General features: G+C 37.8%; 16 protein-coding genes. 4 read left to right on the top strand and 12 right to left on the bottom strand.

Going from position 1 to position 18,179, the window contains the following annotated elements; all coding sequences use genetic code 11:
- Positions 1 to 5 precede the first annotated feature (5 nt).
- Positions 6 to 1,178, top strand: a complete 1,173-nt coding sequence (locus VSAL_RS16885; protein ID WP_085941873.1) for an MFS transporter — start codon at positions 6 to 8, stop codon at positions 1,176 to 1,178.
- Here the strand turns inward: VSAL_RS16885 and VSAL_RS16880 are convergent.
- Entirely contained in the window at positions 1,175 to 1,903 is a 729-nt protein-coding gene (locus tag VSAL_RS16880) for a siderophore ferric iron reductase (RefSeq protein ID WP_012551554.1), read from the bottom strand. The two genes, VSAL_RS16885 and VSAL_RS16880, sit on opposite strands and share 4 nt — an antisense overlap.
- 74 nt (positions 1,904 to 1,977) lie before the next feature.
- A complete protein-coding gene (locus tag VSAL_RS16875) occupies positions 1,978 to 3,522 on the bottom strand; it encodes a sensor domain-containing diguanylate cyclase (protein ID WP_231850957.1) in 1,545 nt (514 codons plus the stop codon).
- Between the two features lie 155 nt (positions 3,523 to 3,677).
- On the opposite strand from VSAL_RS16875, the gene dbpA reads away from it, so the two are divergent.
- Positions 3,678 to 5,066: an ATP-dependent RNA helicase DbpA gene (dbpA, locus tag VSAL_RS16870; protein ID WP_012551552.1), complete on the top strand. Its 1,389-nt coding sequence runs from the start codon at positions 3,678 to 3,680 to the stop codon at positions 5,064 to 5,066.
- A 129-nt stretch (positions 5,067 to 5,195) separates the two neighbouring features.
- Here dbpA and emrD read toward each other — a convergent pair whose 3' ends face one another.
- The 6 genes from emrD to VSAL_RS16840 form a co-directional block, all read right to left on the bottom strand.
- Positions 5,196 to 6,398 carry a multidrug efflux MFS transporter EmrD gene (gene emrD, locus VSAL_RS16865; RefSeq protein ID WP_012551551.1) on the bottom strand — a complete coding sequence of 401 codons (1,203 nt, stop codon included), beginning with the start codon at positions 6,396 to 6,398 and terminating at the stop codon, positions 5,196 to 5,198.
- 297 nt (positions 6,399 to 6,695) lie between these two features.
- A complete protein-coding gene (locus tag VSAL_RS16860) occupies positions 6,696 to 8,108 on the bottom strand; it encodes a sensor domain-containing diguanylate cyclase (RefSeq protein WP_129546109.1) in 1,413 nt (470 codons plus the stop codon).
- Between the two features lie 168 nt (positions 8,109 to 8,276).
- Entirely contained in the window at positions 8,277 to 9,725 is a 1,449-nt protein-coding gene (locus VSAL_RS16855) for a sensor domain-containing diguanylate cyclase (protein ID WP_012551549.1), read from the bottom strand.
- A 301-nt stretch (positions 9,726 to 10,026) separates the two neighbouring features.
- Positions 10,027 to 11,514, bottom strand: coding sequence for a DEAD/DEAH box helicase (locus tag VSAL_RS16850; RefSeq protein ID WP_012551548.1), 1,488 nt, complete (start codon positions 11,512 to 11,514; stop codon positions 10,027 to 10,029).
- A gap of 205 nt (positions 11,515 to 11,719) precedes the next feature.
- Positions 11,720 to 12,442 (bottom strand): YebC/PmpR family DNA-binding transcriptional regulator, encoded by a 723-nt coding sequence (locus VSAL_RS16845; protein WP_012551547.1) that lies wholly within the window; start codon positions 12,440 to 12,442, stop codon positions 11,720 to 11,722.
- A 92-nt stretch (positions 12,443 to 12,534) separates the two neighbouring features.
- On the bottom strand, positions 12,535 to 12,741 hold the full coding sequence (locus VSAL_RS16840; protein ID WP_012551546.1) for a DUF3283 family protein: 207 nt from the start codon (positions 12,739 to 12,741) through the stop codon (positions 12,535 to 12,537).
- Positions 12,742 to 13,032: 291 nt separating this feature from the next.
- Between VSAL_RS16840 and VSAL_RS16835 the strand changes: the two genes are divergently transcribed.
- The gene (locus VSAL_RS16835; protein ID WP_012551545.1) at positions 13,033 to 13,524 is read left to right on the top strand and encodes a hypothetical protein; all 492 of its coding nucleotides are present in this window, start codon (positions 13,033 to 13,035) and stop codon (positions 13,522 to 13,524) included.
- An 85-nt stretch (positions 13,525 to 13,609) separates the two neighbouring features.
- Here the strand turns inward: VSAL_RS16835 and VSAL_RS16830 are convergent, their stop codons facing one another.
- Positions 13,610 to 13,810: a hypothetical protein gene (locus VSAL_RS16830; protein WP_012551544.1), complete on the bottom strand. Its 201-nt coding sequence runs from the start codon at positions 13,808 to 13,810 to the stop codon at positions 13,610 to 13,612.
- A gap of 336 nt (positions 13,811 to 14,146) precedes the next feature.
- On the opposite strand from VSAL_RS16830, the gene VSAL_RS16825 reads away from it, so the two are divergent.
- Positions 14,147 to 14,503 (top strand): YkgJ family cysteine cluster protein, encoded by a 357-nt coding sequence (locus tag VSAL_RS16825; RefSeq protein WP_012551543.1) that lies wholly within the window; start codon positions 14,147 to 14,149, stop codon positions 14,501 to 14,503.
- 3 nt (positions 14,504 to 14,506) lie between these two features.
- On the opposite strand, the gene VSAL_RS16820 is transcribed toward VSAL_RS16825, so the two are convergent.
- From VSAL_RS16820 to gbpA, 3 genes are all read right to left on the bottom strand, one after another.
- Positions 14,507 to 14,998: a M48 metallopeptidase family protein gene (locus tag VSAL_RS16820; RefSeq protein ID WP_012551542.1), complete on the bottom strand. Its 492-nt coding sequence runs from the start codon at positions 14,996 to 14,998 to the stop codon at positions 14,507 to 14,509.
- Between the two features lie 525 nt (positions 14,999 to 15,523).
- Complete coding sequence (locus VSAL_RS16815; protein WP_012551541.1) at positions 15,524 to 16,063, bottom strand: cytochrome b; 540 nt, start codon at positions 16,061 to 16,063, stop codon at positions 15,524 to 15,526.
- A 61-nt stretch (positions 16,064 to 16,124) separates the two neighbouring features.
- Positions 16,125 to 17,597, bottom strand: a complete 1,473-nt coding sequence (gene gbpA, locus VSAL_RS16810) for an N-acetylglucosamine-binding protein GbpA (RefSeq protein WP_049940440.1) — start codon at positions 17,595 to 17,597, stop codon at positions 16,125 to 16,127.
- Positions 17,598 to 18,179: the final 582 nt, after the last annotated feature.

Below are 18,179 nucleotides of genomic sequence, written 5' to 3'. Positions count from 1 at the left end.
TCACGATGATTGGCTTAATTGCCGCCTTGATGGGAATTGGTCAAAATGGATTACTCGTTTCTTTGCCTTTTTTAGTTACGCATTCCGCTTTCTCTCTACCAACCTGGTCTATTGTTATTGCTATTGGTAGTTTTCTTTTCTTACCCGCCGCGCCATTTTGGGGACGATACAGCGATAAAAATGGCCCTAAAGGCGTTGTATTTCAAGCGCTCGCAGGAATGAGTATCAGCTTTTTACTTCTACTTACTTTCGCCTTTTTAAGTAATGGTTACCCTGACTTGGCTCACTACTGGTTAATTGGTCTCATTGTCGCTCGACTTATTTATGGTTGTACCGTGGCAGGAATGGTACCAGCAAGTCAACATTGGGCCATCCTTTTATGCAGGAAAAATAACCGATTAAAAGCTATTACCTCCGTCAGTATAGGATTGAGTTTAGGGCGACTGGTTGGCCCTATATTATCGATTGTTTTATTAAAAACTGGGCCTTTTGCTCCGCTTGTCATGATGGTTGTATTCCCCTTTCTCGCACTATTAGGCGCGTTGTGGTTACCAACCCCTCATCGAGAAAATAAACCAGAAGGCACGCTCACAACAAAACGCCCGTTAATTCCAAGCCTCACTCTTGCTCCGTATTTACTCACTGGTTTATCTCTTTGCTTAACCATTGCTTTATTGCAATACAGCTTTTCTCCTTTGATAAAAAGCATTACCGATTGGCCAACAGATAAAATCAGTGACGCCATTGGCCTATTACTTACCATCAGTGCCGCTATCACGTTAATCACACAGATATTAGTCATCAAAAAGAAGAAGCTTCAGCTTTCAACAATGTATCGGTTGGGATCTTTATTTTTGTTGGCAGGATTTTTCACCTTCTTAATCTCCAACCTTTGGACATTGGGATTCGCGATGGCACTCAGTGCCTGTGGTGCAGCCTTATTAGTGCCCGCATACACATCTAAAGCCACATCGATGGATCCAAGCAATCCAGGCGCGGTTGCTGGTTACATTTCCATGTCACATACATTGGGCTATGGCTTTGCTTCGCTACTGGCTTATACATCGACACTGTCGCCACTGTATCCTATTTATATTTGTGTTTTATTTTCAGGAGGGATAATGGCCATTGCTTTTATGAAACCTCAAATAGCTGAAGTCACAAAATCGTCCTATTAGCGTTTATTATTTGGGTGACGAGGACAATCTTCACATAATTTACGACCCTCGCATTTGTAGACAAGGCAACAACTCGTACGTACTAATTTTAAGTGATTTGTTAGTAAGTCGACTTTCAAACTCGCCAAATGCTTACTTGGTAATCCAAACGCATTTAACCATAACAACGCTTGTGCTAATAAATACTCATTGGATAGTGTTGGTTGATGTACTTGAAGTTTGGTAATGCAATTGAGTAAACCATCGGCAATAAGGTGATTTGTAAAGCCGGGGCGAATACGAGTCCATTCAGACATACTTTCACGATATGACGTAAATAATGAGCTTAATTGTGTTCCTATTAACGGGATGATCTCATCACTCGAACCAAACGTAAGATCGACGTTATGAAAAGTAAATCCCGCAATAAAATCAGACTGGACCGATTGGCTCATGTTTTTGAAATCAGGAATAGCATTAAGTTGATAAACAGAAATGAAAGCAAGGTAGATAGGTTGCCAACACAATAAATCCCACGTGCGCGTTAACCAATAGGCATTACCGGCTTCTTTTGAGCTTTCTGATAAACGATCATAAAGCGCTTTAATAACCTCACTATTATCATGAGAAATATGAATATCGGTGTTGCTGTCTGATAACACGATATCCGCGACTTGGCCTGATAAATAAGGCGTAACTTGCTTAGAAAGGGTAAACAGTGATTCGAAATATTCATTATTCTGCATAGCGGAACTACATAACACCAACTAACTTAGGGGCAGCTAGAATAATCACCCCACCGCAATAATGCAAACGATTATCAATTAGATTTAACTATTGCATCACACTTTACACAATCTCGTCCCGATTTTTTAGCGTCATACAATCGATCATCGGCAATACTAAGAAGTTCAGGAATCGTTACTTTTGGATCCGTGATCGTGCTTATGCCCATGCTGCACGTCATACTTAATTCGATATTTTCAATTGGCACCGCAATCTTGCGGATCACCGCTTGCAGCTTTTGAGCAACAAAATGCGCCTGCTCATGACTTTGTTCTGGAAGCAAAATGACAAATTCATCGCCGCCAAAACGGCCTAAAATATCAGAATCACGCAAGTTAGCTAAACACGCTTCAGCAAATGAGGTGATCATCGTATCCCCCACTTCATGGCCGTACTTATCGTTGTATTCTTTAAAATTATCAATATCACACATAATAATTGAAAATGGTTTTCGATTACGGCGATAAGTCGCAAGCACTTGAGAACCCTTTAGGTCAAACGAGCGGCGATTATTCACCCCTGTCAGGTAATCGTTATACGCTAACTCGGAGTATTTTTCTTTTTGTTCTTTTGTTCGTTTCACATAATGTAAATTAAACATAAGAAGCGCAATAATGACGAAAAAACAGCCCACAATACTCAGCAACGATAAAGACACAATGGTTCGCCAATAATCTTGCTGCTTGGTGACCACAATAATGAAAGGCAAATCTTTAATTTTACGAGCATAAATCGTATCAATAGTGCCATCGTTGTATATGTCAGAACTGAACACCACTTCGCCATTTTTATACAGTGTTTCAAACACCTCTGGTTTGATTTTTGACACATTAAGCCTTTTTCCAATGATCTCACTTCCTTTTGGCACTGCTGACAACAACTTAAGATTAGAACTTAAAATTGCAAGCCCTGTTGATGAAGGCAATTCCAAATGACGGATGGTCGAATTAAAAAAACTTAAATTCGTCGAAATACCCACCATACCTAAAAAGTCGTTATTTACATTGGTTATTTTGTGGCCTTGAATAACGACATCTCGGCCAGCCAGATCGACTAAAGGCAGAGTAACAACCTCGGTTCTTTCTTTGTTTTTCTTAAAAACCCGGCAATACTCGCGTCGAGAAACATCAACGCCACTCAGTGTTTTACTGTGCGTTAATATACAATTCTCATCAATAATAAAAGCTAAAATAGCGTTAGGGAGTGCATCTTCTTTTTCTCTAAGGTAATCAAGTTCTTGCTGATATTTTTCATTATTTCGATCAGCAGAATGAAGCCCTCCAGAAGAAAGGTCCTCAACCATATCCTTTAAGACTAAAGACGAATCATGGAAAGATTTAGTCAGCCACAAATCAACAAAACTGGCATTAAATTGCAAACGATCAATCACTCGGTTGCGGTCACTTTGATACGCGCTATAAATATAGGATGCAGAAAGGAAAAAAATAAGAAACCCAATGATCAATGAGCTATAAAAAAATGCACTTCTCTTCCTCATACCTTTCCTATTTTTGTGACAGCCATTCCATTTCAAGCGGGAATATAACATAGGATAATAATTTGTAAAATCAATGGCCAAATTTTAAGCCTTTCTAAAGTAATGAATCTTATACAGTTGATTTTTTTATAGCGACATAAAATGTGATCTCCCTTGCTTTTTAGCCCTCTTCTTATTACTCTCCCATCCACTAGGTAATTATTACTTTACCCCTACTTGTTTTATAGGAAATCACCTTGAACCAAACATCTTTCTCATCACTTAATCTGAACCCATATCTTCTGCAAAACCTAGACACTTTAGGCTATACAGAGATGACCCCAATTCAAGCTCAAAGCTTACCATTCATGTTGGAAGGGAAAGATGTCATTGCCCAAGGAAAAACAGGGTCAGGTAAAACAGCAGCATTTGGTCTTGGCTTACTTGCGAACTTAGACGTAAAGCGTTTTCGTGTTCAATCATTAGTATTATGTCCAACACGTGAATTGGCTGACCAAGTTGCGGTAGAAATCCGAAAACTTGCTCGTTCTATCCATAACATTAAAGTACTGACTTTATGTGGTGGTGTTCCATTTGGTCCACAAATTGGATCGCTTGAGCACGGTGCACACATTATTGTGGGTACCCCTGGTCGTGTTGAAGAGCATCTTCGTAAAGGTTACTTAAACCTAGACAATCTAAATACGTTCGTATTGGATGAAGCGGACCGCATGCTAGAAATGGGCTTCCAAGACGCGATTGACCTAGTATTGGATCACGCACCAGCTAAACGTCAAAACTTATTGTTCAGTGCAACGTTCCCACCGCAAATTAAATCAATTGCCGATCGCATCATGAATAATCCAATCATGACGAAAGCAGAAGATAAAATAGAAGAAACGTCGATTACACAGCACTTCTACAAAGTAGACGATTTTGAAGACCGTTTAAAAGCACTTCAAATCTTATTGCTTAAGCACCGTCCTGAATCAACGGTTATCTTCTGTAATACAAAACGTGTTACTCAAGAAGTCGCTGATGAGCTTCGTCATTTCGATTTCAGTGTGACAGCACTTCACGGTGATTTAGAGCAACGTGATCGTGATAAAGCATTGGTTCGTTTTGCTAATAAGAGTACCTCTATCCTAGTTGCAACCGACGTTGCGGCTCGTGGTCTTGATATTGACTCTCTAGATGCGGTGATCAACTTTGAGTTGTCTCGTGATCCTGAAGTTCACGTTCACCGTATCGGTCGTACTGGCCGTGCTGGTAAAAAAGGCATCGCATTAAGCTTGTTCAACAATAAAGAAACAAACAGCTTTGCTCAAATCGAAGATTACATGAGCTTAACTCTTAATGATGAGCCATTACCTAGCGAAGATCACCTAAGCGAACAACCTCATTTCCCTGAAATGATCACGCTTTGGATCGACGGCGGTAAGAAAAACAAATTACGCCCAGGCGACATTCTTGGTGCGCTTACCGGTAAAGACGGTGTTGATGGCAAGCAAGTAGGTAAAATCAATGTATTTGATTTCCATGCTTATGTTGCTGTTCATACTTCAATTGCAAAGGCAGCACTACAGAAGCTAGAAACAGGTAAAATGAAAGGCCGTACGTTCCGTGTAAGCCGCATGCGCGGTTAATACCACATATAAATAAATAGTAGCATCAGCTAACGTGATAAATCGCTTAGCTGACGTTACATACAAAAAAGGCCGAGTAGATACTATCTACTCGGCCTTTTTTATTACTGTCTATTTAACGATTAAGTTTTATACCGCTAATGGCATTTCGCTTGATGGTGGTGTTGAGTGTACTTTTCTCAAACCATAAATCGCTAATAACGACATCAAGAACATAATCAACCCCACAGGCATTTGACTGTTGGCAGGGATCATTGATGCTGCCATTGTTGTCAAACCTGCGCCTAGGTTTTGCATGCCCCCTAATAACGCACCAGCCGTTCCTGCATGATGTGGAAAAGGAGATAAAGCCCCTGTTGTCGCAGCAGGAAATAAAATACCCGCGCCTAAGAAATACAGCACAGCGCCACCAACTAAAGTGAGTGCCGTGGTTAACCCCATGATCCCAGGGATCAAGACAATCGCAGAACCAAAGACGATAGACACTAAACCAACATCTAATGATTTTTTCTCAGACCAACGCTTTGCAATCACAGCCGATAGACCAGCTCCAGCTAAATAACCAGGAATAGGCAAGATGAATAGGATGCTCACCATCGTTGCCGGTAATTTTAATTTACCTCCAAGCAAAACGCCTGCCGCCGCTTCAAACACGGCAACACCCGCAAACGTAGCCACTAAACAGATTAAATAACCTTGAAAGCGGTGCTCTGATAATACATAGCGGTAACTTTTTAATACAGGTTCTTTACGGCGAACCTCAAGTGGCAATGTCTCTTTCATTGACGTTGTCATAATGATCATCACAGCAATACTAAACAAAGCTAAAAATAAATAGCTTGAACGCCAACCAAACGCTTCCGTTAAATAACCACCTAACACTGGTGCCATTAACGGAGAGAACATCATGCACATACTAATTAAACTGTTCGCTTTATGTAACTCCGCACCAGAGAAACAATCTCTTGGTACAGTACGGCACATCGCTCCAGCAGAACCAATACCTAGCCCCTGAATAAAGCTACCAACAAGGAAATAAGTATAATCATGAGCAAATAATGCCAATAATGCCCCAACAATATACAAACCAAGACCCGATAAGATAACAAATCGACGTCCTAAACGATCAGATAGTGGTCCATAAAAAAACTGTGACAACCCGTAAGGGATTAAGTAAACAGCCATTACTGCTTGTAATGATGCTGGACTTACTTTGAATTCACTTGCCATGTACCCAATTGAAGGTACATACATAGTTTGAGTCATTTGACCAACAGCAACAAGGATTACGATCAGAAAGCTGAAGGTACCAAGTGAATAAGATTTTTGCATGACTGCTCTCCAGAAAAAACAGTAATAGATAAGAAAAAAGAATAAGTTAAATTGGTTTGTGACAAATTATTTAAATAAACGGTTTGTTATTATCACGACCCTAATGGCGCGAGATAATAGTCTTATTCAGTAAACCTAGCAATTTAAATTCATGTAATTTCAGGAGAGTTTTTTTACGAATTTGGATTAGTTTTTATAATGAAATAATTCTCGTATTAACCGCAATCAAATTGGCTATCTTTGATACAAAAAAAGCCAGATAAATACCTTTACCTGGCTTATATCAAAAAATTAGTGTTAAGCCTTTAAAACCACACAGTTACGACCTTGTTTTTTCGCTTGATAAAGTGCTTTATCTGCTCTTTCTAACCACTTAGCAATTGACTCGTTAGGCGAACGTACCTCTGACATTCCGATACTGCTCGATACCGATATTGATCCTAATGGTGTTTCAACGCGTATCGCTCTTATCTTATCTAACAGCTCATTAATACATTTCGTGGCTTGTTGCCCATTTTGGTTTGGTAAAAGCATGACAAACTCATCACCACCGAGTCTCGCAAACACATCGCAGTGAGTGATGTGTGCTTGGCATATTTGAGTAAAGCTTCGTAATACTTCATCCCCTTTATCATGCCCATAGGTATCATTAATCTGTTTAAAATAATCAATATCAAACAAAACCGAGACAATTGAGGTTGGGCTGGATTTTGCCAACTCAAGTACCTGTTTGGTATTTTTTTCAAATCCTCGACGATTTAGAACCCCCGTTAATTCATCATGTAATGCGAGCTTAAAATAATGATCATTTTGGGAAAGTAATTTGGATAATAGAAACGTATTTTTCATTAATAACGCAACCACCAACGAAATAACTAAAATAAAAGAAATAATAGAAAGGTACGCATAATCAGCCCAAAAATACTTAGGCTTCGATACGATTAAAATAAAAGGGTAACCCGGTACTTTTTTTGCAAACACCATCTGATTAAAACCGTGGTGCTTTCTCATCGCTTCAAAAAACACCTCTTGATTATCAGCTAAACCCTGAAGTATTTCAGTCGATTCTTTACTAATCACAGGGCGGCTACCGATCTTAAGTAATTCAGTTCTATTGGTCGCTAATACCATAAGATCAGAACTTAAAATTGACACGGATGATTTTGTCGATATATCCAAGGCACTTAAAGCACTAGAGAAAAAGTCTAACCCGCTTAAAATACCAACCATACCTATAAACTGATCTGATTTATTGGTAATCCTAACCCCTTGAGCAACAACTGTTTTCCCAAATAAATCCACGAACGGATCAGTGAAAATAGTATGCTTATTGCTTTCTTGTATTTGTTTACAATACTCACGAGAAGAAAGATCAGCACCAACGTCTGAAATTGCATTAACTAAAATACATTTGTTGTTAATAGCAAATATAGTTGATGCATTAATAAGCATCTCCGCTTCTATATTGAGTAATTTTTTTTGCTCATTTAATACCATTGGATTCAAAGGAACAGTCAATAAGTGATTGTTATAAAGATCCGTTGCCATTCCTTCTAAAACGTTATTTGAATGCTTGTATACTAAATTTAACCACGTAGAAACAAAGTTTGCATTAAACCTTAATTCACTTTCCAATCTTTTATTATGCTGCTGATAATTATTTGAAATAGTAATAATTAATACTGTAGAAATTAACATCACAAATAACATAGAGCTATAAAAAACCGTTGTCCTCTCTTTCATGTAAAAAACCAACTAAATAACACTTATGGATAACGCTACACTAATAATAGTTACATCAACAAGAGAATCTTTACTTTAATTTTCCATGTGTATAGTTTACGAAACATGCACTCTCAATAAAGAAACATAAATGGATTATCTGACGACGACGCCATTTCGACCACTTCTTTTTACTTGATAAAGCGCTTTATCTGCTCGCTCTAATAGAACCGAAAAATCATCATTCTTTGTTTTCATTTGTGTAATACCAATACTGCTCGATATCTTCAATTCACCTTTTGAGGTCATGACTGATAATCGCCTAATTTGATGTAATAGCTCAGTCATAATAAGTGCTGCTTCTTGGCTTGTTTTATTCGCCATTATCATTACAAATTCATCACCACCCAAACGAGCAAAAATATCTTCTGGTGACATCACACTAGAGCACGTTTTACTAAAAACTCTAAGCACTTCATCTCCTCTATCATGGCCATAAGTATCATTAATGTCTTTGAAGAAATCGATATCAAAAATCACTAACGAAAACACAACACCTTTCTGTTTATATTCCTCTAAAAAAGATGACATGACTTTTTCAAAACAGCGGCGATTACATACCCCCGTTAATTCATCATAAAGTGCTAATTTAGAATAATGCTCAGCTTGGTATATCAATGTCTGAAAATAATACGCATTTTTAAAAATGAAAAAAGATAAGAGAATCATTAACATCGATACAATAAAAATAGTAATGTAAAGGGGAGTAAACCAATAATACTTTGCTTTAGTCACCAATATCATAAAAGGTAAATCCGATACCTTCTTAACTAAAATACCTTGGTGCTCACCATTATAAGTTTTAGCAGAATCAAACATCACCTTTTGATTATATTTTAATCCTTTAATTTTATTTTCAGGGATATAAGAAAAATCTAATTTTTCACCTATAGGTAAATGTTGTGGCGCTGTTGATGCCAATACAGTGAAATCACTGCTCAAAATAGAGATTGTTGAATTCTCAGATAATTTAACATTTTTCAATACCTGATTAAAAAAAGTGAAATCTGTTAATAAACCAACAATACCTGCAAAGTTATTCTTTTCATCCGTGATTTTAACACCCTGAACGATCACATTACGATTTAAGAGATCTTTAAAAGGAGAGGTAATGATAGATTCAACACTCTTATCATCTTGCTTTAATATTTGACAATACTCTCGGGAAGAAAGATCAACGCCACCAATCGTTTTTGTATTCAATAAAATACAATTTTTATTAACCACAAAAACATGAATTGCGTTAATCAGCGTTTCATACTGAAACTCAAACACATCACTTTGTTCTTGATAAGATTTACCAGACAGAGGCAATGTTGCAAACCCATCTTGCTCTAATGTATCCGAGAGTTGATGTAGTACATCATTTGAATGATAAAATGCGGTTTTAAGCCAAATAGAAACAAAATTGGCGTTAAACTCTAAATCACTTTCTATTAGTTTACTTTGCTTATTGTTACTTTTAACCACATAAGTAATAGAGCAAGCTAGAGCCACACTAAGCAGTAATAGCGACCCTACTGAAACAATATTTTTTACCCTCATTATCACCTACAAACATTCACAGCCACGAACAATGTTAACAAGGTACATTAATAACATTTACATCAACATGAATCATTTGCCCGTTTAATGCCCGTATCAAAAATGATACACATTCTTAATATGAATAAAATTTATTCATAAAATATGACTCACATCACACTAAGTGGAGGCATTGGTTTAATTAATGACCACGGCACGACAACCGATAAGATATCAAGGTGATATATTGAGTTATTCAAAACAAAAAAAACCAGCTAACGTATTAGCTGGTTTTTTGAATTAAGCATTATCGGTTAGATAATTATTGAGCTACTGGCTTACGCGCTGGACGTGGGCCTTGGCGACGTGGTTTTGTCGCATCTGATTTTGGTTTACCACTACCAAAGTTACTGCCATTACCGCGGTTTTCACCATTGCCTTTCGATCTAGGTTTACCACCATCAGTAGGACGTTTCTTAGCATTACCGCCTTCTTTCTTAGCAGCACCGTCTTTATTCTCAGTGTTACGTCTTGGAGCCGGTTTCGCGCCTTGCTTATGACCACTGCGGTTTTCACCTGAACGTTGACCATCTTTATGCTCTACACGTGGTGCATGTGTTTTCTTTGGTTTCTTTGCTTTGATAGGACGAGAATCTAATCTTGACTCAGGCACTTTCATTTCAGGTTCAAAACCTTCTAATGTATGACGAGGTAAGATTTTTTGAATTAGACGCTCAATCGCGAACAATTCACTTGCTTCATCTTCACTCACAAAAGAGATTGCTTTACCCGTTGCGCCAGCACGACCAGTACGGCCAATACGGTGAACGTAATCTTCAGGCACTTTTGGTAAGTCAACGTTGATAACTTGTGGTAATTGCTCGATATCCAAACCACGAGCAGCAATGTCTGTCGCTACTAATACACGAACTTGACCGCTCTTGAAGTTAGCTAATGCTTTCGTACGTGCACCTTGGCTCTTATTGCCATGGATAGCCGCAGAGCTAATGCCTTTCTCTTCAAGAGTCTTCGCTAAACGGTTTGCACCATGTTTAGTTTTGCTGAAAACCAATACTTGTTTCCAGTCATTGTCTTTAATTAGCTTAGTAAGAACACGCGCTTTTTTCGTTTTATCAACAACGTAAACTGATTGTTCAACCGTTTCTGCCGTTGTGTTACGCGTTGCTACTGAAATCTCAACGGGGTTATTTACAAGCCCTTTTGCTAACTGACGGATCTCATCAGAGAACGTCGCAGAGAAAAGTAGATTTTGACGGTTCTTAGGTAATTTATTTAAGATCTTTTTAATGTCGTGAATAAAGCCCATATCTAACATACGGTCAGCTTCATCCAAAACTAGAATTTCCAGTTGATCGAATTTAATTGCATTTTGATTCGCAAGATCCAACAAACGGCCAGGGGTTGCAACCAATACATCAACACCTTTACGAAGGCGTTGCATTTGTGGGTTTGCTTTAACGCCACCAAATACGACATCAGAAGTTAGTGGAAGATTCACACTGTATTTTTCAACACTTTCATGCACTTGCGCTGCAAGCTCACGAGTTGGTGTTAAGATTAATGCACGAACTTGGTTAAACTTAAGTTTTTGACCTTTTGATAAACGCTCAAGAAGAGGAAGTGTAAAGCCTGCTGTTTTACCTGTTCCTGTTTGAGCCGCCGCCATAACGTCCTTCCCTTCAATTACCGCTGGAATCGCTTGTAATTGGATTGGTGAAGGCGTGCTGTAACCTTGAGCTTCTACAGCTTTTAAAATAGGGGCAGATAAGCCCAGAGAGGTAAAACCCATACTAAAATTTTCTCTAATAATGATCATTAAGCGCAAAACTGCGAGCGCTGTAGGATACAGTAACTGAGAGATTACTCAATCTTTGATTACTGTAACCAATAAAACCTTAATTTATTCAAACCGTATAATTGGCTGAATAAATTAAGGCTATAAAAAAACCGAGTACTTCTACTCGGTTTTTATGAGGCTAATTGAGCAGTGTCAATTAATCTTCTAATTCCGCGTTATGATAAACTTGTTGAACGTCATCACAATCGTCTAATAGATCTAAGAATTTTTGGAATTTCTCAGCATCTTCACCCGTTATTTCCATTGGGTTTTGAGGAACAAACGTAATTTCTTCCACATCGACCACTAGATCAGGGTATTCAGCAGCCAGTGCTGTTTTCACTTTAAAGAACTCAGTGTTTGGTGCAAATACGGTGATCACGCCATCTTCAAGTTCAATGTCAGTGACATCAACGTCTTGCATCATTAATGCTTCAAGTACTGCTTCTTCATCTTCACCTTTAAACTGGAATACAGCTTGGTGATCAAACATGTGAGAACTTGTACCAGGGCTACCAATTTTAGCGCCTGTTTTAACAAAACATTGACGAACGTCTTGGAAAGTACGGTTGCCATTGTCTGTTAAACAATCAACGATTACGCTTGCGCCGCCTGGCGCAAAACCTTCATAGCGTGCGTGTTGGTAATCTTCACCACCACCGCCATTTGCTTTGTCGATTGCTTTATCAATAATGTGTGTAGGAACCTGATCTTTTTTCGCTTTCGAAATAAGATGTTTTAGAGACAAGTTCATGTCTGGATCAGGACCGCCATTCTTAGCACACATGTAAATTTCTTTACCGTATTTAGAATAAACTTTGATTTTTGCGCCTTGTGTTTTAGCCATTGAAGACTTGCGCACTTCAAAACTTCTTCCCATCGGAGTTCTCTCTTTTTTGTTTATGGACTTTAAATTATGGCGGGATTCTACCAAATTACAGATATGGTGCGCTACTAAAGATCAAGGAACCTTTACGCTACGCCCATTTTTGACTTGTATTTTTCAATAGATTGCTGAAAAAATAGACGTTCTGACTCATCTTCAAGCTTACCCGCCTCGGTTACCCAAAGGTCAGGACCTGCTTTTGCATTTTTTACCTTCCAAACAAAGAACGCAGCTTGCTTATCTAATTCGATTTTATTTTTTTCTTTTGGAGGCAACAGCGACAGGTTTTTCATAACAAGCTCATTTAATTAATCACCGCCTAAGTTTAATCTCTTGCCTTGCTATTTTCTAGCATTAAAAAAACATCCATAATCAACACGTTAAAATTGTCTCATTTGCGCATAATTCCTGCAATTATTTAGGATACTTATAAAGTTAATGTGTATTTTATCAACTAATGATATAAAATCAGCACCCTACCTGCGATTAATGCAGGTCGATATGTTTGCAATTTACATCAATTTTTATGCAACCATTACATAGCTAATACTAAATATACATTTAAGTTAATGAGTCGCTCTTTTATGAAAAACAATAAAAAATTCACTTCTACAGAGTTAATCATTGTTGTGGTTATCTTAGTGATATTAGGTCTTGCTGCCACGCCTTTCTTACTCAATATTCAACACAATGCAAAACAAAGAGTCATTAATGGTGTTAAAGACGCTACAGAGCACGCAGATAAAATGGCACATGAACAATACAATCAAGGGTATACGGTTCAAATTGGCACAACTGACCGTTATTTTTTAGATTTAAATCAAAACAGTTTACAAGACATCAATGAGCCAATATTAGTTCTAGGCCATTTAGACAATGCGTCAGTGGTAACCTCATTGAATCTTCAAGGTAAATTGCTCGTTTCAGAGTCAAAAAATACGAATAACGACGCATTATATATTGGCTTTGCAAACTCGATTGATGAGCTTGAGAGCTCACAATGTTATTTCCGTTATGAGCAAGCAACACCATCTACTCCAACGCCAAGCTTTATTGTTGAGAGCAGTGGGTGCTAATAACGACACAATAAAAATGCGCTCCAATTAAAACTGGTGCGCATTAATGATAAAACAATGAAGGTATGAAGGTAGAAATCAAAAATTAATGAATAAGGCCTAAGTCTTTCGCTTCTGCAAGCGTAAGACCACTCTCTCGAATTTCTCGCATTGTTTCAATGCGACGACGTGCTGCTGTTTTTTTCTGACACTCTGTAATATTTGTTACTACTTCATCGGCAATATCGTAATCATACTTGCCTTTCATTTCGGTGATATCACCGTGATCAATAGAATTAATAGACATAATAACCTCCTAAATCCATACCTTTCAGCCGTATATTTAGCAAAGGAGTGTCTGCTTGGTAAGTCTGTTTATTCTATTCTGTGAGCTAACCATTATTTGTGATTTCTTTTATAAAAAAGACTATCTTTAATAGTATCAGTTGGACTACATTTAAAGTTCTACCCTTGATAAAAAGACACGCGTTTTCTCTCATTTTTTCCACCATCAATCTTCTACCATTTCAATGATGCTTGTCCCTTATCGATTTAATTATTCGCGGTGTTTTCTTTTTATTATTCGTGATATCGGTCTTGGTGAGTTACCCTAGTCACAATATTGCTTACAATCACGATAATTATGACCATCAACTCAATCGACATTACTGTTCTAACTGAATCTTCTCCTACAGAGTCTCTATTAACTACGGCATCATTAAATACAGGATCTGGCATTACTTGTGAAAATTGCCAAGCTTGTTGTTGTAAGTTAGAAGTGATGATCATTACAGACACTGGCGTACCAGAAGTCTACATAGACCGTGATGAATGGGGAAGTGAAGTGATGTTACGCTCAGAAGATGGTTGGTGTGCCGCTGTCGATCGCGACACCCTAATGTGTACTATTTATGAAAACCGACCATGGATATGCCGTGAGTTTGAAATGGCCTCTTACGAATGCGAAGAAGAACGCAAAGAACAGGGCATCGATAAATAGACGCTATATCGTTTCTAAATACGTTAAATACAAACGCGCATCAAACTCTAATTGATGATACTCAGGCTCCATATGACAACACAGCGCGTAAAAGGCTTTGTTGTGGGCTTTCTCTTTGATGTGCGCTAATTCATGAACCACAAGCATACGTAGCAATGGTTCAGGTGCCTTACGAAACACACTTGATATGCGGATTTCATTTTTTGCTTTCAGCTTATTACCGTGAATACGAGAAACAAACGTATGCAAACCCAACGCATTATTGACAATATGTATTTTAGGATCGTACACCACCTTACTTAACGGTGATGATTTCTTAATGTATTTGTTTTTGAAAGCTTGAGTGTATTCAAATAAGGCTTTCTCTGAGGTAATGTCATGCATTGTTGGGTATTTATTTTTTACCCACTCGGCTAACTTCCCGTTATCTATCATCAGCTCAATCTGTGCCAGAATATGCTCAGGATACCCTTTTAAATATCGCAATTTAGTCATGGTTTGTACTCATGATCTCATTTTACTAATAATAGCCTATTGTACCCTACTTTCTTTGTCGCTACTCTACCCCTCAACGTTCTTGCCCTTGTCATTATTAATCAAAGAGATCTTATGAGTTTTCGTCGTTCCGTTACTAATACCCTCACTCAAATCAAAACGGCTATTGGTGAAGTCATTGAATTTTAATCACGAATTTGGATCATTAACATTCATGAAGGCACTCTAAATGATGAATCTTTTGTTATTAATGAAGATAACTTTGAAGAACCAATGCAATGGATGGTAAAAAGAAAATACAGCGCGGAAATGATAGAAAAAGTGGATATAATGAAACGTTCACAAGTGATTGTTTTAATGCTTAATAACGTCGAGCATCGACTGATTCGAGTAAAATAACCCCTCATCTTTTGCCCTGCACAACCAATGAATCTCTTTTATTCGTCGGGATGTGAATATGTGCTCACTCACATAACAAAGGGCCTCCATGGTTAGAAAGCCCTTAAATTAATACTCTTTACTTATTTAAGATTGCTCTTTGTATTTCGTCATTCTATCCAGTAATCGATTTTTTCGGATAAAGTGATGATGGCAAGCCGCTGCAACATGAATAATCACACTCAAGCCTAATAAAGCACACCCAGCTCGATGAATCATAAAAAAGAATTGATTAATGGCAAGATTTTCAACCACATTATTGACATCAAATAACCAGAAAAATGTGTACGGATGTTCTAACATCAAAAAGCCAGAAACAAAAACAACAAACATTAAGAAATACAACAATGCATGCATAAAACCAGCAACATTCGCTTCTATTGCGCTCTTATGATCGACTTCTTTTATTGCTGGCCGGAAATAAGACCAAAACCATCGAATAATAAATAGTAGGGTTCCAATCGTTGCCAATGACATATTAATGATTGATAACACATAAAAAACAACTGGATAATTATTAATAACTAAATGCATCACATAGCCTGCAATTGTGGCGTAAATGATGATGGTAGCCATTACCCAATGCAATATTTGGCTAAAACGATCATAATAAGTTGGTAAGTTCATATAACCTCTTTGAAAAATTAGCCATACCAAACGATATGGCCAATTAATTTACAGACTTTGGTTAGATTTTATCCCAAGCCATTGCCCAATCAGAGCCAACACCTGGGGCAAAATTCGTCGCAGTTTCTGTCCACTGAACACAGTAGCCAGAATATGGGAATGGTTTACATTGGTAGATAGCACCATCTTCAGCTAATACTTTAGTACCTGCTGTGTAGTTTTTTACATTTTCAGGGAACACAAACTCATAATCACCCGCTGGAGGTGGTGTTTGCGCTTCCATCAGATGGAAATCAGACGTAATTTGATCGATTAACTCACCTTTTGTATTTTTGATAATAGAAACAAGCATATGATGACCTTTTTCTGACTTAGATAACGTCATAACTATCGGCTCAACATCTCCGTCTTTCATATCAACCACCGTATTCGCTAACGCTTCTTTCGCGTGGTTATATACCGTTAGTTCCACATTCATATCACCAGTAGCCGCAAGCGTAAGATCTAACTCTGTTGCTTCTTCACCGATAGTATACATAGGTTCTAAGCCTTGAACATTTAGCTCATAGCTTGGTTCTGGCGCTTCAATTTGGTAACCAATTTCTACGTTATTTAAGCCGCTGCCTGATTTCAAATACACTGGATTTGAACCAAAGCTAGGTGAGAATTCACCTTTATCATTCAATTGACCGGCACCAATATTTTCTTGCTCTTTATTGATCTTAGTTGCTAACGCATAAGTCCAGTTATTTGCTTGACCTTGTGTTGCGTTATCAATAACCAACCGTGTTGATAATGCAGAGTTCTCACCTGATGTAACAAATACACGTGTGTAAACCTCATCACCAACGTTTAAATCACGAGTTGGGTTAATTTGCCCACCTTGAGTCCAAGTTGGATCAACCACACCACCGTCGCCACTAAATTTCACATCAATCACGTTATAAAATGCTTTTGATGTATCACCAACATCCCAAACCGCTAGGATAACTTGATAACCTTCACGCTCAGGAACCACACACTCATGAGAAAAGGTTTCTGGAGCAAGTGGCGGTTGGTTCATGTTATAGCCAAGTTCACAAAATGGCGTCAGATCAAAAGAGTCACGCGTTAAAACGGCATTTTGATTCCAGTTCTGCTTTGTCATGTAATACGTCCACGTTTTTGTTACGTGGTTTGCTCTAAATGTCCATTCAAACGTTTGTTTCCCAGCTGTAATAGGTCGCTTTACCCAACGATCAGACGTTTGTTCATTTAATTCTGAAAACTGCGATAGACCCGCACTTGCAATTTGGCCATCAGCAGGACCGAATTCAGGGAAGCCCTCATCGCCTTCAACACTTTGTGGTTCCCACTGAACAGAACCACAGTTTGTGTTTTTTTCTTGAGTATCAGACGTCGGATACTTACATAGCGCAGCACGAGATCCCGCAATACCATCATTTGTTTCTGATACGTAACCATGAGCAGCAACACCTGAACTAGCAGCAATCAATGACAGTGCAAGTAGTGTTTTCGTTGAGCATTTATTCATCATTTATTCCTTAAAATTATAATTATTTTGTTCATATCACACAGCCAAGGATGAACATTGTTCAATATTCATACAAATCAAACCGAATCCATTTACCACAACCAGAAACGTAAAATAAGGCATTGTTATTTATTATTTATATCAACAAGCCTACTGCGTGAGTGATGGAATGTAGTCTAAAGTCCAAATCAACACGATAAACATCGATATAAAATGGAAGTCAAATCACAAAAGAAATAAATTTAACCTGTTGTAAATAAAGAAAAAATCCAATATTCACATCAATACCAAATTCAACATACATTAAAAAAACCAATCAATAACAATTAATTACTCAACGATTAACAATGTAACTCAATACCTAGACGTCAAGTACCAAGGTTGATACAGGACTAAATTTGTTAATTTTATTAACAAATTTACAATTAACATAAAAGCAACAATCTTGTACCCAATTGTGTTTAAAACGTGAATGAAAGCATACTTATGAAATTACAGAAACGATCAAAACGACAAACCCCATAACCTCTTATTTACTAAGGTTACTATTCTGTGACAATAGCAGCCAAAGTTAGTCAATAA

This window comes from Aliivibrio salmonicida LFI1238, assembly GCF_000196495.1.
Lineage (GTDB): Bacteria > Pseudomonadota > Gammaproteobacteria > Enterobacterales > Vibrionaceae > Aliivibrio > Aliivibrio salmonicida.
Note: the sequence above shows the minus strand (reverse complement) of the source record. Positions and strands in the feature narration are given on the sequence as shown.